Raw genomic sequence first — 16,285 nt, forward strand, 5'->3', positions numbered from 1 at the left:
TGAGGTCGTTGTGGCGACCCCTGCTCAAGCTACTGGGTGGGGGATGTCGTTGCCGGTGCTTGCGACTCCCGCAACCTGGCTTGCTCGGCGAGGTAGGCGCTCCACTTCGGCCGCCATGCTGCCAGTTCCGACTCGGGCTTGCTGACCCACCTCATCTTCGCCAAGTGAATGCCCCGCGAATACCCCGTGACGTACCAGTCGTCGCCGTCGCGGATCACCTCGGGCGCGTACTTGCCGTCGAACCACTTTCCGGTCATGTGCGCGATCAGCGATTCGTCGTCGTTGAAGTCGAGCGGATCATCGCTGACGTATACCGACATCTGCTGCCACAGGTAGAAGCGACCGTCGTGCTTTACCACGAACGGGCTCTCGGGGTTGCCCTTGGTGCGCACCGGTATGATGTCTTCCGACCAAGGGCCCTCCGGCGTCGGTGCCGTGCGCGCGACCATCCCGTCGTGGCGTTTCCCGTCGGCGTCCTTGTATGCGCCAGTGTAGTAAGCTATCCATCGCTTCCGGTCCTCGTCGTGCATCACGTAGATGTCGCGGCCCATCCGGAAGAACGCGGTGTCGCCCTTCACGTCCTTGTGCTGGCTCCAGTTTGTGCCGTCGTCGCTGATCAGGCAGTATGCGTAATACGAGTTGTAGAACAGGTAGTGCTTGTCGCCGTGCTTGACGTGGTGCGGTGCCTGAACGGATACGGTGGCCCCCCCCTTGCCTACCGTGCCGCGCTCAATGTTCTCGAACATCCCCACGGGAGTCCAATCGGGGGATGCCAAGTGATCGGTGGTCCAGTGGTAGAACAGGCGCTGCCCAAAGTGCGACGTGCCGCGGATGCACGAGATGCAGTGCCACTTGCCGTCATCGCTCTTGAAGATGGTGAAGTCGCACGCGTTTTCCTTGCCGGTCTTGTATTCACCGACGTCCGGCGCGTTGGGGGCAATCTGGATCCACGGCCCATCCAGTTCCGGCACCAGGATCGACTTCCCCTCCTGGGCGGCCGCCGATCCCGCCGTTGTCAGCAGGACGATTAGAAGTAGCAGGACGCGGTGAACCGGTTGAAGAAGATTGGTCATGCGAGGGTCTCGTGTTGTATGGTTCGATAAAGTACGCAGTCGCCGCACGTGACATGCCACCCCAGCGGACGCGCGCGACGCGCCGTGATCCACGGGCAATCGGCGAGTCCGGGTCGGCCCCATATGGTTGCAGGGAGCACGCTTACCAGTTCGACAGCTTCGCGCTGGCGAGCGGCCCGCTGTAGGTGGGGCTGTTGAAGACGGCCTGATTGACGTATTCCGCCTGCTCGACGTGGCCATCCATGAAGGCGAGATTCTTGACGTTGTCCTTGCCGTGCCGGAAGAAGAACGTCCATTGGACGTTGCGTCCGTGCGGCTTGGGATCGAGGATCCCAGTGTAGTGCAGGAGCCCGCCACCGTCGCGCCAGACCTCGCCGAAGAAGATCATCTCGCTCGATGGCATCCGGGGCTTGCTCCGCGGCTGCATTTTGGACACGCGCGCCGCCCGGAGCAGGTTCGCCGTATTGTCCGGGTTGCGCGGGACGGCGGCATCCCAAGCCTTGGCGTTGTAGGAGTAGCTGATCTGGCGGGGATCGCTGTTGGTGGTCCAGTGAGCCGGATCCCGATCCGCAGGGCAGAACAGGAACTTGGGCTTCTTCTCGAGGCCCGGATCGACGTCCACCTGCCGGTTGTAGTGGGCGATGATCTGCGTGACGGCCGACCGATTATCAACCCGCAGCGCGTTGTCGCTGCTGCCGTCGGCCTTGCACGCTTGCGCCGGCAGCCACCCCCTGTATTCCACCTCGTACATCTTCGCCACCATGGCGAGCTGGCGCATGTTGCTGGCACACGTCACCCGTTGGGCCGCGTCGCGCGCCTTGTTCAGCGCCGGCAGCAAAATGGAGATCAGCAGCGCGATGATCCCGATGACGACGAGCAGTTCGACCAGCGTGAATCCGTTGCGCACGGTTGGGCGAGCGTTCATGACCGTCTCCTTGCAGGGGCCACATCGTCGGTGGCGTCGTCGATTCAAACGGGTTGCGGCGATCTATTTGCGATCGGGCAACCCATCACTTGTCGTTCCGCGGCACGGCGGTCGGTTCGTCGAACTCAGCGCGCTGGCCGCCGACGCCGCGCCGCCATCGTTAGAATGCCGGCTAGCGCCAGCAGTCCGGTCCCCGGCTCGGGCACCGCCGCCGTGCTGATCTCGATCGCGTCAAGGCTGTAGTTCAGCGCCTCGAAGGCAGTGGCACTGGCCGCCACGCGAGCGCCGATGGCGAACTTCTCACCGAACCCGGTCGAGGACGTGAGGGTGAGGTCGCTCAGGGTGGCGCTGGCTGTCCCCGCGTCGCCGGTCTCCCAATCGAGGTTGGTGAAGGTCGTGGCGTACGTCCCGTCGGCATAGTCCAGCGTTATGTCTACGGTGTAGGTATCGCCAAGGATCAGCGCGACGTTCGATGCCGTGCGGGCGTTCGAGGCCGATGCGTAAAACGCACCCCAGAAGCCATTGTCCATCGTGACCTTCCAAGAGGTTTGCGGCGCATTGAGGTACGTGCTGCCGGTCACGTCGTAGAAGGCCAGCCAGTCGGCGCCGCCCGCGAACTCATCAAAACGGACGGTAAACGAGACGCCGGTCACCGCGGCGGAGTTTTCCACTGATGCGAAGTCGACCCCTCGCGTCACGTGCGACTGTTTAGGACCAGTCAGCGCGGCTCCAGGCTGGTTGGCGACGGACAGGTAGTTTCCACCCCCGTTCAAGGGCGCGCCGTTGACAATCGTGGCTGACATCATGGGGGCGGGGTTATCTTGGTTGACGGGCACGGCCCACGCAGTAGACCACCCGCCACCCGCCACACCGGTCCATTGATCGGCGCTCGACGTCCCGTTTCCGTCTGTGAACTCCGCCTGTGCGATGACCGTGGCGTTGGCTGCGGTCCCGAGAGCAAGTGTGATTCCCGCGCATAGCAGCCCGATCAAGTGCTTTTTCCCTGCGTCTGACATGAATCCGCCTCCGCTAGATGTGAAATTGATGACGAGGGAAGAATACCCCGTACAACTTGTGGAACTATACGATTCCGCGCAAACTAATTGCGCCTATGCGAAACCGGCTGCCTGGGCCGCGGCGGCTGGCGTGCGGCAGGCGGTCGTTAAACCTCGTGATACTGGACTGTTGTGATACCCAATAGCTCATCAAAGCGTATTGCGGTCTTCATGCCGGTCGGGCGGGTGCCATGGGAGGCGCTGTCTGGCGTCCTGAAGGTGTTCAGCCGACGCAGCGATGTCGAGATCTTCTCGAACGTGTGGTTCGGTCATGCCCCGGTCCACCGGCTGGCCGACTTCGAGGGTCACGGGTGCGTGGTGTTGGGATCGACCGACACCCAGATGCAGGGAGAGATCTCCGAACTGCATATTCCGACGGTTTATACGCACGCGGAGCCAGTGACGTCCGACGCGTACGTGGTTCGGGACGACGATAGTTCGATCGGACAGATGGCCGCCGAGCATTTGCTATCGCTGGGGCTGCGCCACTTGGCCTTCTGCGGGACGACCATTGGCGAATTCAACCGCCGCCGCGCCGACGGGTTTGCCCGTACGGCCCACGACGCGAACGCGACCTGCACCGCATTCTTCGGCGCGCCGATGCGGTTTCGTGATGAGACATCGTTCCGGGCCGGGCAGGGTGAGCTGGTCGCCTGGCTGCAGCAGCTGCCCCGACCAGTTGGCGTAATGGCGAGCTTCGACCTTCGCGCGATGGAGGTTCTGCGCGCCTGTCAGCAGGCCAGCATCCGCGTGCCTGAGGAGGTCGCGGTGATCGGCGTCGACAACCAGGCCGAGCTCTGCGAGGCGATCTGGCCAAGCCTCAGCAGCATCACGCGCAACGACTATCAACGTGGCATGATCGCTGCGCAGATGCTGCTCGACCTGATCGAGAACGACGCGCTGCCGTCACGTTTGGCCTTGGTAATGCCAGGGGCGCTGGTGCAGCGGCTCAGCACGACCATGCTTGCCACCGACGACGCGCTGGTCGTGCAGTTCGTTCGCATCGCGCAACGCCAATTGGCGGCGGGCGTGAGCGTCGAGCAGATCCTGGACGTGTTGAACGTCTCCCGGCGAGCGCTGGAGAAGCGGACGCAGGCCGCCCTCGGCCGCACGCCGGCCGAGCAGATTCGCCGGCTGCGCGTCGAACGGGCCAAGCAGTTGCTGCTGGGCTCGAGCGACTCGATGAGCGACATCGCCTTCGCCTGCGGGTACCGCAATCAGAACCGGTTCGCACAGGCCTTTCGGCTCGCCACGGGACAAAGTCCGACGAGCTGGCGACGGCGGATGCAGTTCGACCCCGCCCCGGACGCCTCGTAGCAGGACTAACGCAGTTCCTCGTACGTCACGGTGGCGAGGGCGCCCGTCTGGACCGACCGCACGATCGCCTCGTAGAGGACCATGCTTTTGTACGCCTGGTAGACTTCGGACGGCGACGTGGTGCGACCTTCCGCAATAGCGCCGATGAATTGCACCAACTCGGCGAAATGCCCCGTATCGTTGCCGCTGTCGCCGCTGCTGATGAACGTCGTCGGTTCTCGCCATTCCGATGGTGTGCCATCCTGGGTCACGCGCCAGAACGAGCTGTTGCGGATCGTCATGAAGTTCCCGCCGGCGGCGGTGAGCTCCACCTCTTCGGTGGGAACGGCAAACGATCGGCCGTCCGTCAAGTTCATCGTTCCCACGGCGCCGTTTCGGAATCGCAGGCTGACGGCGTACGCGTTGGCGCCGCGCGCGAACGAGAAGACCTCGGCAACGTCACCGAAGAGGTAGCCCACGAGGTCGATTTGGTGGATCGCGAAGTCCAGCAGGAAGCCGCGATGCTGTTCGTCGACGCCGCGGTAGGCGCCCGAGGCGTAGTCGACCGAGAGCGAGAGCAGCGGGGCGTTCGATCCGAGTTCGTCCACCCAACGGCGCGCCCGTTCGAAGGCGGAACTGTAGCGCTTCTTAAAGGCGGTCATGCAAAGCCGTCCTGCTTGTGCCGCGGCCCGCGCGACGGACAGCGCCCCAGCGGCGGTCTCGGCCGGTGGCTTTTCTGTATATACGGGCAGCCCGAGCGCAAGGACCCGCTTGGCCAGCCGTTCATGTCCGGCCGGGCCCGTGCAGAGAATCACACCGTCGGGGCGCTCGACCTCAAGCATGCGGTCCATATCGGTGTACGGCCGACCACCAAAGCGCGTCGCGATAAAGTTGGCCTTGCCTTCATCCAGGTCGCATACGCCCGTCAACCGTCCACCGGCGGCCCCGAGGTAGGGATAGATCCGCCTCGACGACAGTCGTCCGGCCCCGACGACGCATACGCCGGGCACGCTTATAGGTTCAATTCGTTGCACAGGCCCTCCAGATAAGAGCGAGCCTGGCCGAGCAACTCGATCGTGCGTGCCGTCTGCCGTGGCGCGGCCTCCATCTCCACGACATAGTCACCATCGTAGCCGGCGTTGGCCATGTGTTGGAAGAGGCCGGAAAAGTCGATCTCGCCCGTGCCGAACGGTACGGGCGTGCGACCGATCTGATCCTTGATGTGAACGAGCGCGACGCTGGGCCCCAACAGGTCGAACGCTTCGCGCCATGCCACGCCGGCGCTGTGGAAATGACCGACCTCCAACAGCGTCCGTAAACGACTGTCGTCGATCCCCTTCAGCACTTTGCGAAAGTGGTCCAGCGTGGAAATCGCTTGGCCGTAATGATTCTGAACGACCGGCGTGACGTTTAGCCCGTCAATCGCGTCCAAGAACTGGCGGCCCGTGGCGATGTAGTTTTCCAAACTCGTCGCCTTGAACAGCACGATCTTAGCGCCGATCTCCTGCGCAAAACGCGCTGCCTCAATCGCTACCTCAAGTGAGCGAGCGCGGTCGTCGTTGATCGGCGGCAGGTGCATCGAGATGAACTGCATCTCATTCCGCTGCGCGATGGCGCGGCAGTGTGCGGGGGCAATGTGTCGTCCCATCCCCTTAGGCGTCCATAAGTTGAACGTCTCGAACTTTCGAAATCCGAGTTCGGCGTACCTCCGCATCGCCTCCACCCATGGCAGTTCGAAGTTGCTGCAGGGACTTACCGCAAACGATCGCGCTAGGCTTCTCCGATCAGTTTGCGATGGAATATCTGGCACAGTCATTGGCGTCATGTGACAGTCACCATCTCAATACATTCCGACCTCGTCTCTGCCCCCATGCGAATAACACCTGCGCAAACGCGCAAAATTGCCACGCTATCAACTAGCGACTTGCCAATTGTGGAAGTCGAGGCAACGCGGTCCGGTCTCCTGACCGCGTGCGGGGCAATCGCCTGCATCGCCGTGGTGCTCTCGACATAGACTGCCACTCCGATCTTCCGTCGTCTTTCCACTCGGATTCCGCCCCCGATTGACGAACGCACTGGACGCTCGGCGGGAGAGCGCCGAAGCCTACGTGGCTTATCCAAGAACCGAGGGTTGGATCTGCCTGCGGGTTCACCGGCGGCCACATCGAGCGGCCCGCTGTGCAACGCCTGATGAAGGACATCGAGGCGGGGCGGGTGGACCGCGTGGTGGTCTACAAGGTCGACTGTCTGGCCGAACGCTACCTCGTACAGGCGCACGACGCCGCCTACACCACCGTCGGACAAGTCGCCGAGCAGTTGGCGAGCGGGTGCTTCACGGTATTCAAGCGGCCGGGTAGCGCCCGGAAGGCCGGCCTGCTTGCCAAGAAGGAGCGAAAGGCAAAGAAGTGGAACAATCGAATGCAGCAAATCGAGCCTACGCGCGGGTCCGGCCGCCGGTCCGCGTAGTCCAGTATCAGATCCGAAGATTGGACTGGTCTAAGGGCACGTCGGCATCGTGCCGCAACTGGAACTGGCGGCGGTATTGACTCGGAGACAATCGCTCCGCAGCATGGGCGGCGCAAGAGGGGCCACGCCGGCATGCTCGTTTAGTCCAGAACGAGGCGGGTGGAGCCTTCTTGACCAGGGGCCAGTGAGAACGGCAGGACGCGCGGCGGCTTGCCCGCCACGGTGGCGGACAGTTCGTAGTTGCCGTAGAAGGCGCGGGTTGCGAACGAGCCGGCGGCGTCGGTGGTGCCGTCCACGCTTGTCCACCACTGGCGGCGTGTCAGATCGACGAAGGCGTCCGCGCTGGGCTTTGGCGTCCAATCGGCCTTGTACATGGCGGCGTTGGGCATCCAGTGCGCCGGTTCCCAGAAGCCCCACATCAGGATGCCGTTGACAGCCGGGTGGCTGAAGGCGGCGGTGTAGAAGTCGCGCGTGTAGTCGGCCTGCAGCTTCTCGTCGGCGGTGTTCACGTCGAACTCGGTGATGCGGATCGGCAGGCCGAACGTCGCGAAGCGGTCGAGGATCGCCAGCATGCGCTCCGGCTCAACGACCGTGTCGCCGAAGTGGCCCTGTTCGCCGATGCCGTCGATCGGGGCGCCGTTGTCGATCAGGTACTTCACGGTCTGATAGAGGTGCTCGATGCGGTCGGGCTCGACCGCGCCGCCGCTGAGCATCGTGAAGTCGTTGTAGTAGAGCTTCACGTTCGGGTCGGCAGCGCGGGCCAGCTGGAACCAGCGGACCATCTCCTGATTGCCGAGCAGGTCCATGATGGCGTGGTTCGACCACGTCTCGTTGATCACGTCCCACTCGGTCAACCGGCCGCGCAACGCGGTGACGGCGTCGGTGACGCGCGCGTCGAGGCGGTCGCGCATCTTCTGCTGCCAACCCTCGGGCTTGGCGTCGGCCAGTTGCTTGAGGTCGTCGGGCAGGTACTTCCACTCGGCGTTCATCTTCGAGCCCCACCCGGGCCAGACCAGCACGTGCCCGCGGGCGGCGATGCCTTGGGCGTCGAGCCAGTCGAGGGCCTTCCTCACCATCGCCGGGCGGGTGGGCTGCTCCCAGTCGCGCCACTTCAGGTCGTTCTCGAAGACGATAACGTTGAACAGCTCGGCGATCGCCTGCCGGTAGCGTGCGTCCTCCGGCGAGTCGCCAGCGATGCGCCGTGCCTGCACGGCCGACCCGAAGGGGAAGGCGTGCTTCGTCATGCGCACCGCGACGGTGGCATCTGGGACGGGTTTGCCCGCGGCGTCGACGACCGTCACGGTCAGGTCGCCCTTGCGGTGTTTGTCGATCCGCTCGGCCGCGGCCTGTCGCCACGGGGCGTCGGTGGCGCGGCCGGCGTAGTTGGTGAGACTGCCGGGCAGCGCGTCGACCGTAATCGACTTGCCGTAGTTCAGCAGTTCCAACCCGGCGATCTCGAACGCCTGCGGCGCGAAGCCGGCGTGGAAGTTCACCTGCGCCCCGGCGACCGGGTAGTCCTCGGCCGCGGCGAACCCGAACTGGTACGGCCGCCACGCGGCCGACAGCGACAGCGGCTTCAGGATCGACTTGCCGAACGGCGCGCCGGCCTTCTCCACGACAATGGCCGACCGCGCCTCGCCGGTCTCCGCCTGCCCCTGCACCGCCCGCCCCCAGAACCGCACGAGCAGCGCGTCGCCCCTGGCGATCGGCGCCGTCGTCTTGCCGGACAGTTGGATGTCCCAAGCGTTCGCGGGCTTGGCGGTCGTCGTGAGGCGCACCGCGGTGGCGAAGCGTTGGTCGGAGACGGTCTCGGTCACCAACCTCGCGTTGTTCGCTGCCGAACCGCCGAGTTGGAACTGCCCTAGCGCCGGCGCCACTGACGCACCGCCGGCGGGCGGCGCGGGCATCTGCGGCACCTGCCCCACCACGGTTGCCGGGCCGTTGACCGCCGGCGCGGTGCTGGTTGGCGCCGTCTTCGCCTCGGTCGGCGCGGCGGGCTCCGGACGGCAGCCGACCATCGCGGCGGCGGCAGTGACCAAGGCAACGGTGGCCCATTGAAAGGTGCGAATCATGTGCGTTGTCCGATGTGAATGCGGGCGGCGGTCATGTTGATGACTCGCCGCCCGCAGGTTGTCCTGGACCACCCGGCGCCGCTGGGACGTCGAGAGGTTTAGTCGTTCTTGTTGCGCGTCCATGGGCCGTAGTACCACGTCGGGAACGTGCTGGTGCCGCGCGTCTCCCTTGGCGTCAGCCGCTCGACGTGGGCATCGGCGAACAGGTAGTTCCACTTCTTGCTGTGAACGGGCGTCAACGTATCGTTCAGCGCCTGGCTGTACGGCGAATAGGCCGTGGAGTCGCTGATGTTGCCCAAGATGTTGTTCACGCTGGGCTTCTCGACCAACAACAGCGTCTCGGCCGCCTTCACGTCGGTGATCTTGAACGATCGCATGAAAGGGTTTGGCGTCGCCGCTTCGGACCGATCGAACAGCGTCATCGAGATCTGGGTTGCGTTCACCGGCGTGGTGCCGCTCGGCCACATGTGGGGCACGGCGTAACTGCGCGGCTGCTCGACCGACGTTGGCGAAAAATCCGCCCGCTGCGTGAAGGGGTCGGTCGGGCAGAGGACCACGTTCACCGGCCGTTGCGGGATGCCGAGGTCCTTTTCCGCGTCGGTGAAGTTGCCGCCGAAGTACTTGTTCAGCAGGTCGTCCCACGTCACCTGCGTCGCCGGCGACGCCGTGGCGATGTAGGCGTAGGGCAGCATGCCCTTGTGGTCGTTCGTGTACATCGTCATCGCCAGCCCGATCTGGCGCATGTTCGACGCGCAGGCCACCGCCTGCGCCGCCGCCCGGGCCTTGTTCAGGCTGGGCAGCAGGATGCTGATCAGCAGGGCGATGATGCCGATAACGACGAGCAGTTCCACGAGCGTGAACGCGTCGCGGACGGTGGCGGAATGACGATGTCGCATCATGTTATTTCTCCGTCGTAGTCGTGCCGGCCGAGGGGGTGGTAGGCTGGCCCAGGTTCACCTTGAACGCCGACAGCGTGATGACGGCGGCGTTCGTATCGGCCGGGGGATCGATCTGTCCACGCTGGGCCAACAACATGACGGCCGACCCGTCGCCGCCCCACGAGTCCTTCGTTAGCCCCGGCCCCTTGTCGGTCCACTTGCCACTGGTGGTGAACGGGGTGGCGGCCGGCTCGCCGCGCTCGTCCTTGTGACGGACGGCCAGGGCGTAGCCATCGGCGTCGAGCGTGACGTCGATGCCGGTCACGTCGCCGGCGAACGTGTGTTCGACCAACATGTTGGCTGAGTCGGGGTCTTTCTGCGGCGTCGCGACCTTGTACCCCAGTCGCAGCCGCCGGGCCGCGTTCAGTGAGAGGCTGACGCCGGTGTCGCCCAGCCACTCCTGCGTGACCGCCGGCGTGACGCTGAAGCGCATCGTGGCCCGCTCCGGCGGCACCCCTTCCGACGCCGTGACCGCCAAGTCCTCTAAGGAGAACGTGAGCGGGCGGGCGAAGAAATTGAAATCGGGCCTGAGAGCCGAGATGAGGTGCAGGTTTGCCCACTGGGCCGGGCCCGCCGACTCCAGCTTCAGGACACCGTCGGACTTCGTGGCGAATGCGCCTTGCGGGGCCCGCACTGTCCAAAATCCGGCGGCGGACGCGCCGGCGTCGGTGACCGGGCCCGTGGTGAAGTCATCGATGAAGACACTTCCACCATCAGGCGCGGCCGCCGGCAGTACGGCGGGCCACGCGCCCAACAACATCAGTGAGAGCACGGTCGCCGTGAAGCGACCGCGAACGGGAGTTGAGGTGTAAGTGACGGACATCAGTGGCCCTCGTTCAACAGCACTGCTCGGTGTCGGCCGCCCGTTAGGCGCGCCGGCGACGACGGAGCAACGGAATGCCGGCAACCGCGCCCAGGACCGCGAGGCTCGTCGGCTCTGGCACCGCAGCGGTCGTCTGGATGGCATCGATCTGCAGGTCCAGCACCTGGCCGCTACCGAATGACCCGATGAGACGCACGTTGCTCAGGCTGGACAGGTTCAGGCCTGTCGTCGAACCGGCGGCAGATACGCTGTCGTTGCTCGACAGGTTCTTGGTCGCCGTCAACGTGACGAACGACGTCGTGCCGACGCCCGAGAGCGAGAACCCGCCCGTGTACTTGAAGGTGGTGCCGTCGGTGTCGGACAGTTCCAACGAGATTGCGCTCTGCGTGTCGTTGGCACCGCGGCGGAGGACGATCTGTAAGAATTCGTTGGACTCACCGGCCAACAACGCCGGGGCCGTGAGATCGGCCCGTGCCGTGGTGGCCGCGTCCGACTTCTGCAGCGCGACGAAGACCGGATCGGAGGCGTTCTGGGTCGTGCCGGTGCCGACGGAGTTAAAGCCGACGCCGTTGCCGAAGTCGCGGATAATGGTGGCGTCGGCCGACGATACCAAGAACAGGGCCGGGAAGATGGTGGCGGCGAATCGCGTCGCGGTACGGAAGGTCATGTGCATTCTCCTCACTCGAAAATGGGGTGCCGCCTGGCTACTTGCCAGCGGCCAAGGGTGCCGTGCTTTCCCGGACGACCAGCGTCTCGGGGAGCACGGTCTGTCGTGCCACCGGGTCGCCGGTGGCGTTCAATTGTTGAAGCAGCAGCCTTGCCCCGGCGCGACCGATCGCGTCCCCGGGGACCGCGACGGTCGTGAAGGCGGGGCTCAGGTCGGCCATCGGGAACGTGTCGTTGAAGGCGACGAGGCTGACGTCGCCCGGGCAGCGAAGGCCGCGGCGGGTCAGGTGCCGCAGCATCAGGACGCCCTCGGTGTGCGAGTAGAGCACGACGGCGGTGTACCCGCCCGGCACGCCGACCGGCACGCGGTCCAGGAACTGGTCGATCGGCTCGTCGGCGGCCAGCGCGTGCTCGGCCAGACCGGCGTCGCGCATCGCCCGCAGGTAGGCGTCGCGGCGAACCTTGATGCTGAAGTGGGCCGCGTCGCTGCCGCGCCCCATGCGCAGGTAGGCGATCTTGCGATGGCCCAGGCCCAGGAGGTGTTCGACCGCCAGGCGCGTCCCCTGGCCGTCGTCGGGCGCGACGGTGCTGACGTCGCTGGCCGGCACCACGTTGTTCAGCACGACCACCGGCAGGCCCATCGAGCGGACGAGGTCGAGCGTGCCGCTGACGTCGACGTCGTGGATCACGCAGCCGTCGAACTGGTTGCCGCGCAGCGTCTGCTGCCAGTTGTCGCCATGAAGCGGGACGAACAGCAGGTGGTAGCCGGCCCGTTCGAGCTCGGCGCTGAGGCCCTGAGTGATGTCGCCGTAGATGCCGCGCATCTCCGGCAGCGAGTAGCGGAACAGGAGCCCGATCTGCCGCGTCCGCCGGGCCGAGAGCGAGCGGGCCGTCCAGCTCGGGCTGTAGCCCAGCCGGGCGGCGGCGTCGAGGATCTGTTGTCGCGTCTCGGGGCGCAGCGGGTACTGGTCAGGCGGCAGGTTCAGCGCGCGGCTGACCGTGGACTTGTTCATCCGACAATCGCGAGCCACGTCAGCGATCGTGGGGCGGGCCACGGGGCTTATGATCGGGGTTTTCTGAGTCTGAATCATATCTAAAGCAACCGGTTGTATCGCCTTATGCAACCGGTTGCTTGAATATGTCCTAAAATCCCGCGATTGTCAAACCGCTACTCTATTTTGTTCCGTGGAACAGGATGCGGGCTTGGCGAACTTGGTCGATGCGGGCAATTGGAAAAACGATATATTTAGGCGAAATTGCTGCCGCTCCCACTTATCGCAATAAACGCTAAGCGCCGTCTGACGAATCATTTCCGATGTCCGTGCAGATGCGATCCGTCGGACGGTGCCAAGGAGCGGTTTCAGAACCACCCCGTTGCTGTTTCGCCGCAGGAGCGCAGCTCCGCGATTTTCAGTGCCTCGAAAGAAACGCAAAGCCCGGAGCTGCGCTCCTGCGGCGAAACAGGACCGGTTTTGAAACAGCCTCAAGAGTAATGCAATTGCAGGTGCAACGTTGGGCCGTGAACGAAGTGAGTGTACGTGTAGCGTTCACTTCGTTCACGGCGCAGCGCGATGGGTGCGGTTGAAACGCGCTTGCTTCCCTTCGCTCCGTCGCTCAAAGCGGCCGGTCGGCCACCGGCCGGTCATGCGTCGTCCCCGCACCGCCACTGGCGGCCTCGCCTACTACGTGCTGAGCCGCGCGGTCGGGCGGATGACGCTGTTCGAGTCCGACGTCGACTGCGCCGCGTTCGAGCGGTGCCTGGCGGACGTCCCTGAGCGGCTGCCGTGCCGGCTGCTGTCGTACTGCCTGATGCCCAACCACTGGCACCTGGTCCTCTGGCCGCGGCGGGACGGCGAGCTGAGCGAGTTCCTGCGGCTGCTGATCGTCACCCACACCCAACGCTGGCGCGGCCCATCGCACGGCGGGCACCGGCCCGCTCTACTAAGGGCGGTTCGAAAGCTTCCTGATCGAGCAGGACCTACACCTGCTGATGGTCTACCGGTACGTCGAGCGCAATCCGCTGCGGGCCAAGCTGGTCAGCTGGGCGGCGGCTTGGCGATGGGGCAGTTTGCACCACCGCGAGCGGCGGACGACGGACCGGCCCGCATGGCTGCTGCCGACCGACCAGTGGCCGGTGGCGGCGCCGGCGGACTGGGCGGCTGAGGTGGACGACCTATTCAAGGCCGAACAGCGGGCGGCGATCGCGCAGCCTCGCCCGCGGCACGCCGTTCGGCAGCGAGCGTTGGGTGACGCAGACCGCCGCCCGGCTGGGGCTGGACGGCACGCTACGACCCCGCGGGCGACCGCGGAGACCTTGCTATCCGTGACGCGATACCCTTCGAAGAACCGGGTGCCCACAGGCGAGGCAATGCAGCCTCAACCACGCCCATTGATTTAGAACGCACTTTCAGCCCAGAGAAAGTTCGAGGAAGGTCAGGCGCGGGGAGATTCATAAATTGTTTTCTGACAAGGCGTTATATAGTTTTTCGCGAACCCTGTTAATTCCAGTTAACAGGGTTCTCTCGTTTTCCGGCTGGTTTTGCGGTGTTTTCATCTCTGAGGCTCTGGGCCGAGAAGGGGAGAGAGCGGGGCTCGGCCGTCACATCCCACCGTCCCGGCCTTCTGCACCCGGAAACTCTCGGACTCTCCGCTCTATCTGCGAGTTCCAGTTAAAAACCGTGTCGGGGTCGGGGGCCGAGTGGGAAGGGGTGCAGAATCGTGTGGATCGTCGCACGCGGCCGGGTGGGGTGCGCCAGCAGCACCTCACGTCGTCGGCCCCACCTGCCTCGCCGCGTCGAGCGAGGCGCGTCGCCAGAGCAGCATGGCCACGAGCAGCAGACACGCGATGCCGACCGCCGCGGGGAACAGCACGGTCGTCAGCGAGTAACGTTCCAGCGCCAGCATGACCAGCCCGTTGCGCAGGGCCGAGAGGGCGAAGAGGCCCGCGTGCTCCTCGCGCGGGTGCCAGTACGCCTTTCGCACGGTGGGCCCGAACCCGAGCAGGTCCACGACCGTCAGCGTCACGACCGCCCACAGCGGGTCGCGCGTCAGCATCCACAGCGGCAACGCCGACAGCGCGCCGAGGAAGAACGCCCAATCCACGCGGGTGACGGCCGTGTCGCCGCGCCTGCGGTAGGCGAGCAGCGTGACGTAGCTGGTGATCAGGCCGGAGATGCCGATCGGCCAGGCCCCGACGCCGGCGCCGCCGGCCAGCTGTGCGACGAACACGGTCAGCGTCCCGAGCCCCCAGATGACCCAGGTGAACACGTGCGGCCGCGTGTGGCCACGGTGAATCGAGCGGACGTAGGGGGCGAACAGCGCGAACGTGACGACCAGGGCGGCGGCGGCGCTGAGGTGTTCGTTGGACATGGGTGCTGCCGATCGTCGGCTGCACCGCCCAGGAAGGCAATTCGACGGGCAAGCCTACCCTGCCGCCTCGCCGCAGTCGGGACGGGGGGCCGGTCACGTGCCGTCGCCGTCGAGCGTCTGCTGGATCGACAGGTGGTTTCCGAACGGGTCCGGAACCCGCAGCGCCAGCGCGTTCCACGGCATGCGTTTCGGACGGGGCAGGGCAGCGGCGGGACGCCCCGCGTCCCACGCCTGCAATAGCGATTCGATGTCATCGACCTCGATGTGGGCCAGGCCCCCGAACGCGCAGTCGCCGGCGTGCTGGGTGAGGTGGAGTGTGATGCCATCGCGCGCGACCTGGGCGTAGGCCGGGAAATCGTCGCCGAAGCGGAACTCCCAGTCGAGCGCGAAGCCGAGCCAATCGACGTAGAACGCCTTGGGCTCGCCCCAGTCGCCGACCCGCAGAACCGGTACCGCACCATTCATGTCACCACCGTTTCCCTGTAGATGACGGACCCACCTTTCACCGGCCGGCACCGCGCCGACCACGCCCGCCATCGTATCGTCTCGGCCGGGAGGGGCAGGGGGCAGACGGGCGGAACTGCGAATGCGTGACGGTGGTCATTCCGCTGACGGCGGGCTGCGTTATAGGTCCCCCAGACCATGACCGGGCCCACCGCTCGATTCGCGAACGAACCGCGACAACCAACCCGCGCCGACCGGCTCTGCGCCGCTTTGCACGCGTACCCGAACCGCTTCGCAGGTCGCCTGCGCTTTTTCGGCGATGTCGTCCGGCAGCGTGCCGTTAGCACCGAATCCGATCAAACTCCGCTTGGTCCCGCACCGAAACTCGGCCGCTCGCGGATCGCAGGACGTCGAGCTCCAGGTCTACCTCCTCGAGGACGCCGCCGTACCAGCGGACCGGGAGCACGATATCGACGTCGATGAGCGGCTCCATAGTGTGAAAGCAGACGGTCCAGAAGGTGCCGCGGGGCACCAGCTTCACAAACGAATGGTCGAACCGGCCCGTGCGGGTTCCGTCTCGGTCCCACCATAATTCGCCGCGGGCGATGCCCAGCCACCTGCCGAACGTGTCTTCGCCTAGGAGTGGCGCCGTCGCCACCGACGTCGGACGCTTCGGCCACTTGAAGCCACGGATTTCGATGGGTCGGGCGTTAGACTAGTCATCTTGAGTGGACCGAGCCGCGACGGGGTCAAAAGGACCGTTCCGCCCGGCCGGCCCGATGCAGTGCGGCTATCCCGCCAGCCGCGTCGCCGGTGCTGCAGCGGTCTTTTGCACGGCGGGGCGTCCGAGGTTTACAGGAGGTCCGCTTATGCTCGGCCCGCGAGGCTGGCGACCATCGTAATCAACTCGGCCGGTTCGACCGGCTTCGGCACGTGCATCTGGAAGCCTGCGCGGATCGCCCGCATCCGATCCTCCGCGCGGGCGTAGGCTGTCAACGCCAGCGCGGGCGTTTTACTGCCGCGATCCTCGGCGAGCGCCCGCACTTGCTTCATGAACTCGTAGCCGTCTCGCGTCGGGAGGCCGATGTCGCTCACCACCACGTCCGGCCGCTCGGCCTGAAGTACCTCCATCCCCTCGGCTGCGGTCGCGGCGGTAAA

General features: G+C 65.4%; 16 protein-coding genes. 3 read left to right on the forward strand and 13 right to left on the reverse strand.

All coding sequences use genetic code 11. From position 1 onward, the window contains the following. Nucleotides 1–29 precede the first annotated feature (29 nt). From VGN72_13320 to VGN72_13330, 3 genes are all read right to left on the reverse strand, one after another. Entirely contained in the window at nt 30–1,073 is a 1,044-nt protein-coding gene (locus VGN72_13320; GenBank protein ID HEV7300341.1) for a hypothetical protein, read from the reverse strand. A 142-nt stretch (nt 1,074–1,215) separates the two neighbouring features. Next, nucleotides 1,216–1,998: a prepilin-type N-terminal cleavage/methylation domain-containing protein gene (locus VGN72_13325; GenBank protein HEV7300342.1), complete on the reverse strand. Its 783-nt coding sequence runs from the start codon at nt 1,996–1,998 to the stop codon at nt 1,216–1,218. Nucleotides 1,999–2,123: 125 nt separating this feature from the next. Further along, nucleotides 2,124–2,804 carry a PEP-CTERM sorting domain-containing protein gene (locus VGN72_13330; protein ID HEV7300343.1) on the reverse strand — a complete coding sequence of 227 codons (681 nt, stop codon included), beginning with the start codon at nt 2,802–2,804 and terminating at the stop codon, nt 2,124–2,126. A 381-nt stretch (nt 2,805–3,185) separates the two neighbouring features. Between VGN72_13330 and VGN72_13335 the strand changes: the two genes are divergently transcribed. Next, complete coding sequence (locus VGN72_13335) at nt 3,186–4,370, forward strand: substrate-binding domain-containing protein (protein HEV7300344.1); 1,185 nt, start codon at nt 3,186–3,188, stop codon at nt 4,368–4,370. Nucleotides 4,371–4,375: 5 nt separating this feature from the next. Here VGN72_13335 and VGN72_13340 read toward each other — a convergent pair whose 3' ends face one another. Further along, the gene (locus tag VGN72_13340; GenBank protein HEV7300345.1) at nt 4,376–5,383 is read right to left on the reverse strand and encodes a Gfo/Idh/MocA family oxidoreductase; all 1,008 of its coding nucleotides are present in this window, start codon (nt 5,381–5,383) and stop codon (nt 4,376–4,378) included. Then, complete coding sequence (locus VGN72_13345; protein HEV7300346.1) at nt 5,362–6,174, reverse strand: sugar phosphate isomerase/epimerase family protein; 813 nt, start codon at nt 6,172–6,174, stop codon at nt 5,362–5,364. The genes VGN72_13340 and VGN72_13345 overlap by 22 nt, the downstream gene beginning before the upstream one ends. 353 nt (nt 6,175–6,527) lie before the next feature. Between VGN72_13345 and VGN72_13350 the strand changes: the two genes are divergently transcribed. Further along, nucleotides 6,528–6,815 (forward strand): hypothetical protein, encoded by a 288-nt coding sequence (locus VGN72_13350; protein ID HEV7300347.1) that lies wholly within the window; start codon nt 6,528–6,530, stop codon nt 6,813–6,815. A gap of 140 nt (nt 6,816–6,955) precedes the next feature. Here VGN72_13350 and VGN72_13355 read toward each other — a convergent pair whose 3' ends face one another. The 5 genes from VGN72_13355 to VGN72_13375 form a co-directional block, all read right to left on the reverse strand. Continuing rightward, nucleotides 6,956–8,887: an endo-1,4-beta-xylanase gene (locus tag VGN72_13355; protein HEV7300348.1), complete on the reverse strand. Its 1,932-nt coding sequence runs from the start codon at nt 8,885–8,887 to the stop codon at nt 6,956–6,958. Nucleotides 8,888–8,985: 98 nt separating this feature from the next. Next, nucleotides 8,986–9,786 (reverse strand): DUF1559 domain-containing protein, encoded by an 801-nt coding sequence (locus VGN72_13360; protein ID HEV7300349.1) that lies wholly within the window; start codon nt 9,784–9,786, stop codon nt 8,986–8,988. Between the two features lies 1 nt (nt 9,787). After that, nucleotides 9,788–10,648 carry a hypothetical protein gene (locus VGN72_13365; protein ID HEV7300350.1) on the reverse strand — a complete coding sequence of 287 codons (861 nt, stop codon included), beginning with the start codon at nt 10,646–10,648 and terminating at the stop codon, nt 9,788–9,790. 43 nt (nt 10,649–10,691) lie between these two features. Beyond that, on the reverse strand, nt 10,692–11,315 hold the full coding sequence (locus tag VGN72_13370; protein ID HEV7300351.1) for a PEP-CTERM sorting domain-containing protein: 624 nt from the start codon (nt 11,313–11,315) through the stop codon (nt 10,692–10,694). 37 nt (nt 11,316–11,352) lie between these two features. Next, nucleotides 11,353–12,405, reverse strand: a complete 1,053-nt coding sequence (locus VGN72_13375) for a LacI family DNA-binding transcriptional regulator (GenBank protein ID HEV7300352.1) — start codon at nt 12,403–12,405, stop codon at nt 11,353–11,355. 553 nt (nt 12,406–12,958) lie between these two features. Here VGN72_13375 and VGN72_13380 point away from each other — a divergent pair. Next, nucleotides 12,959–13,477 carry a hypothetical protein gene (locus VGN72_13380; GenBank protein HEV7300353.1) on the forward strand — a complete coding sequence of 173 codons (519 nt, stop codon included), beginning with the start codon at nt 12,959–12,961 and terminating at the stop codon, nt 13,475–13,477. Between the two features lie 600 nt (nt 13,478–14,077). Here VGN72_13380 and VGN72_13385 read toward each other — a convergent pair. The 3 genes from VGN72_13385 to VGN72_13395 form a co-directional block, all read right to left on the reverse strand. Next, complete coding sequence (locus VGN72_13385; GenBank protein HEV7300354.1) at nt 14,078–14,683, reverse strand: hypothetical protein; 606 nt, start codon at nt 14,681–14,683, stop codon at nt 14,078–14,080. A 93-nt stretch (nt 14,684–14,776) separates the two neighbouring features. Then, nucleotides 14,777–15,148 carry a glyoxalase superfamily protein gene (locus tag VGN72_13390; protein ID HEV7300355.1) on the reverse strand — a complete coding sequence of 124 codons (372 nt, stop codon included), beginning with the start codon at nt 15,146–15,148 and terminating at the stop codon, nt 14,777–14,779. Nucleotides 15,149–15,994: 846 nt separating this feature from the next. Next, a partial coding sequence (locus VGN72_13395; protein ID HEV7300356.1) for a response regulator occupies nt 15,995–16,285 on the reverse strand: 291 nt, incomplete at its 5' end.

This window comes from Tepidisphaeraceae bacterium (genome assembly GCA_035998445.1).
GTDB lineage: Bacteria > Planctomycetota > Phycisphaerae > Tepidisphaerales > Tepidisphaeraceae > DASYHQ01.

Excerpts from the sequence above, each read along its gene's own strand:
- VGN72_13320 (HEV7300341.1), bottom strand. The coding sequence starts at position 1,073 with ATGACCAATCTTCTTCAACCGGTTCACCGCGTCCTGCTACTTCTAATC.
- VGN72_13325 (HEV7300342.1), bottom strand. The coding sequence starts at position 1,998 with ATGAACGCTCGCCCAACCGTGCGCAACGGATTCACGCTGGTCGAACTG.
- VGN72_13330 (HEV7300343.1), bottom strand. The coding sequence starts at position 2,804 with ATGATGTCAGCCACGATTGTCAACGGCGCGCCCTTGAACGGGGGTGGA.
- VGN72_13345 (HEV7300346.1), bottom strand. The coding sequence starts at position 6,174 with ATGACGCCAATGACTGTGCCAGATATTCCATCGCAAACTGATCGGAGA.
- VGN72_13355 (HEV7300348.1), bottom strand. The coding sequence starts at position 8,887 with ATGATTCGCACCTTTCAATGGGCCACCGTTGCCTTGGTCACTGCCGCC.
- VGN72_13360 (HEV7300349.1), bottom strand. The coding sequence starts at position 9,786 with ATGATGCGACATCGTCATTCCGCCACCGTCCGCGACGCGTTCACGCTC.
- VGN72_13365 (HEV7300350.1), bottom strand. The coding sequence starts at position 10,648 with ATGTCCGTCACTTACACCTCAACTCCCGTTCGCGGTCGCTTCACGGCG.
- VGN72_13370 (HEV7300351.1), bottom strand. The coding sequence starts at position 11,315 with ATGACCTTCCGTACCGCGACGCGATTCGCCGCCACCATCTTCCCGGCC.
- VGN72_13375 (HEV7300352.1), bottom strand. The coding sequence starts at position 12,405 with ATGATTCAGACTCAGAAAACCCCGATCATAAGCCCCGTGGCCCGCCCC.
- VGN72_13380 (HEV7300353.1), top strand. The coding sequence starts at position 12,959 with ATGCGTCGTCCCCGCACCGCCACTGGCGGCCTCGCCTACTACGTGCTG.
- VGN72_13385 (HEV7300354.1), bottom strand. The coding sequence starts at position 14,683 with ATGTCCAACGAACACCTCAGCGCCGCCGCCGCCCTGGTCGTCACGTTC.
- VGN72_13390 (HEV7300355.1), bottom strand. The coding sequence starts at position 15,148 with ATGAATGGTGCGGTACCGGTTCTGCGGGTCGGCGACTGGGGCGAGCCC.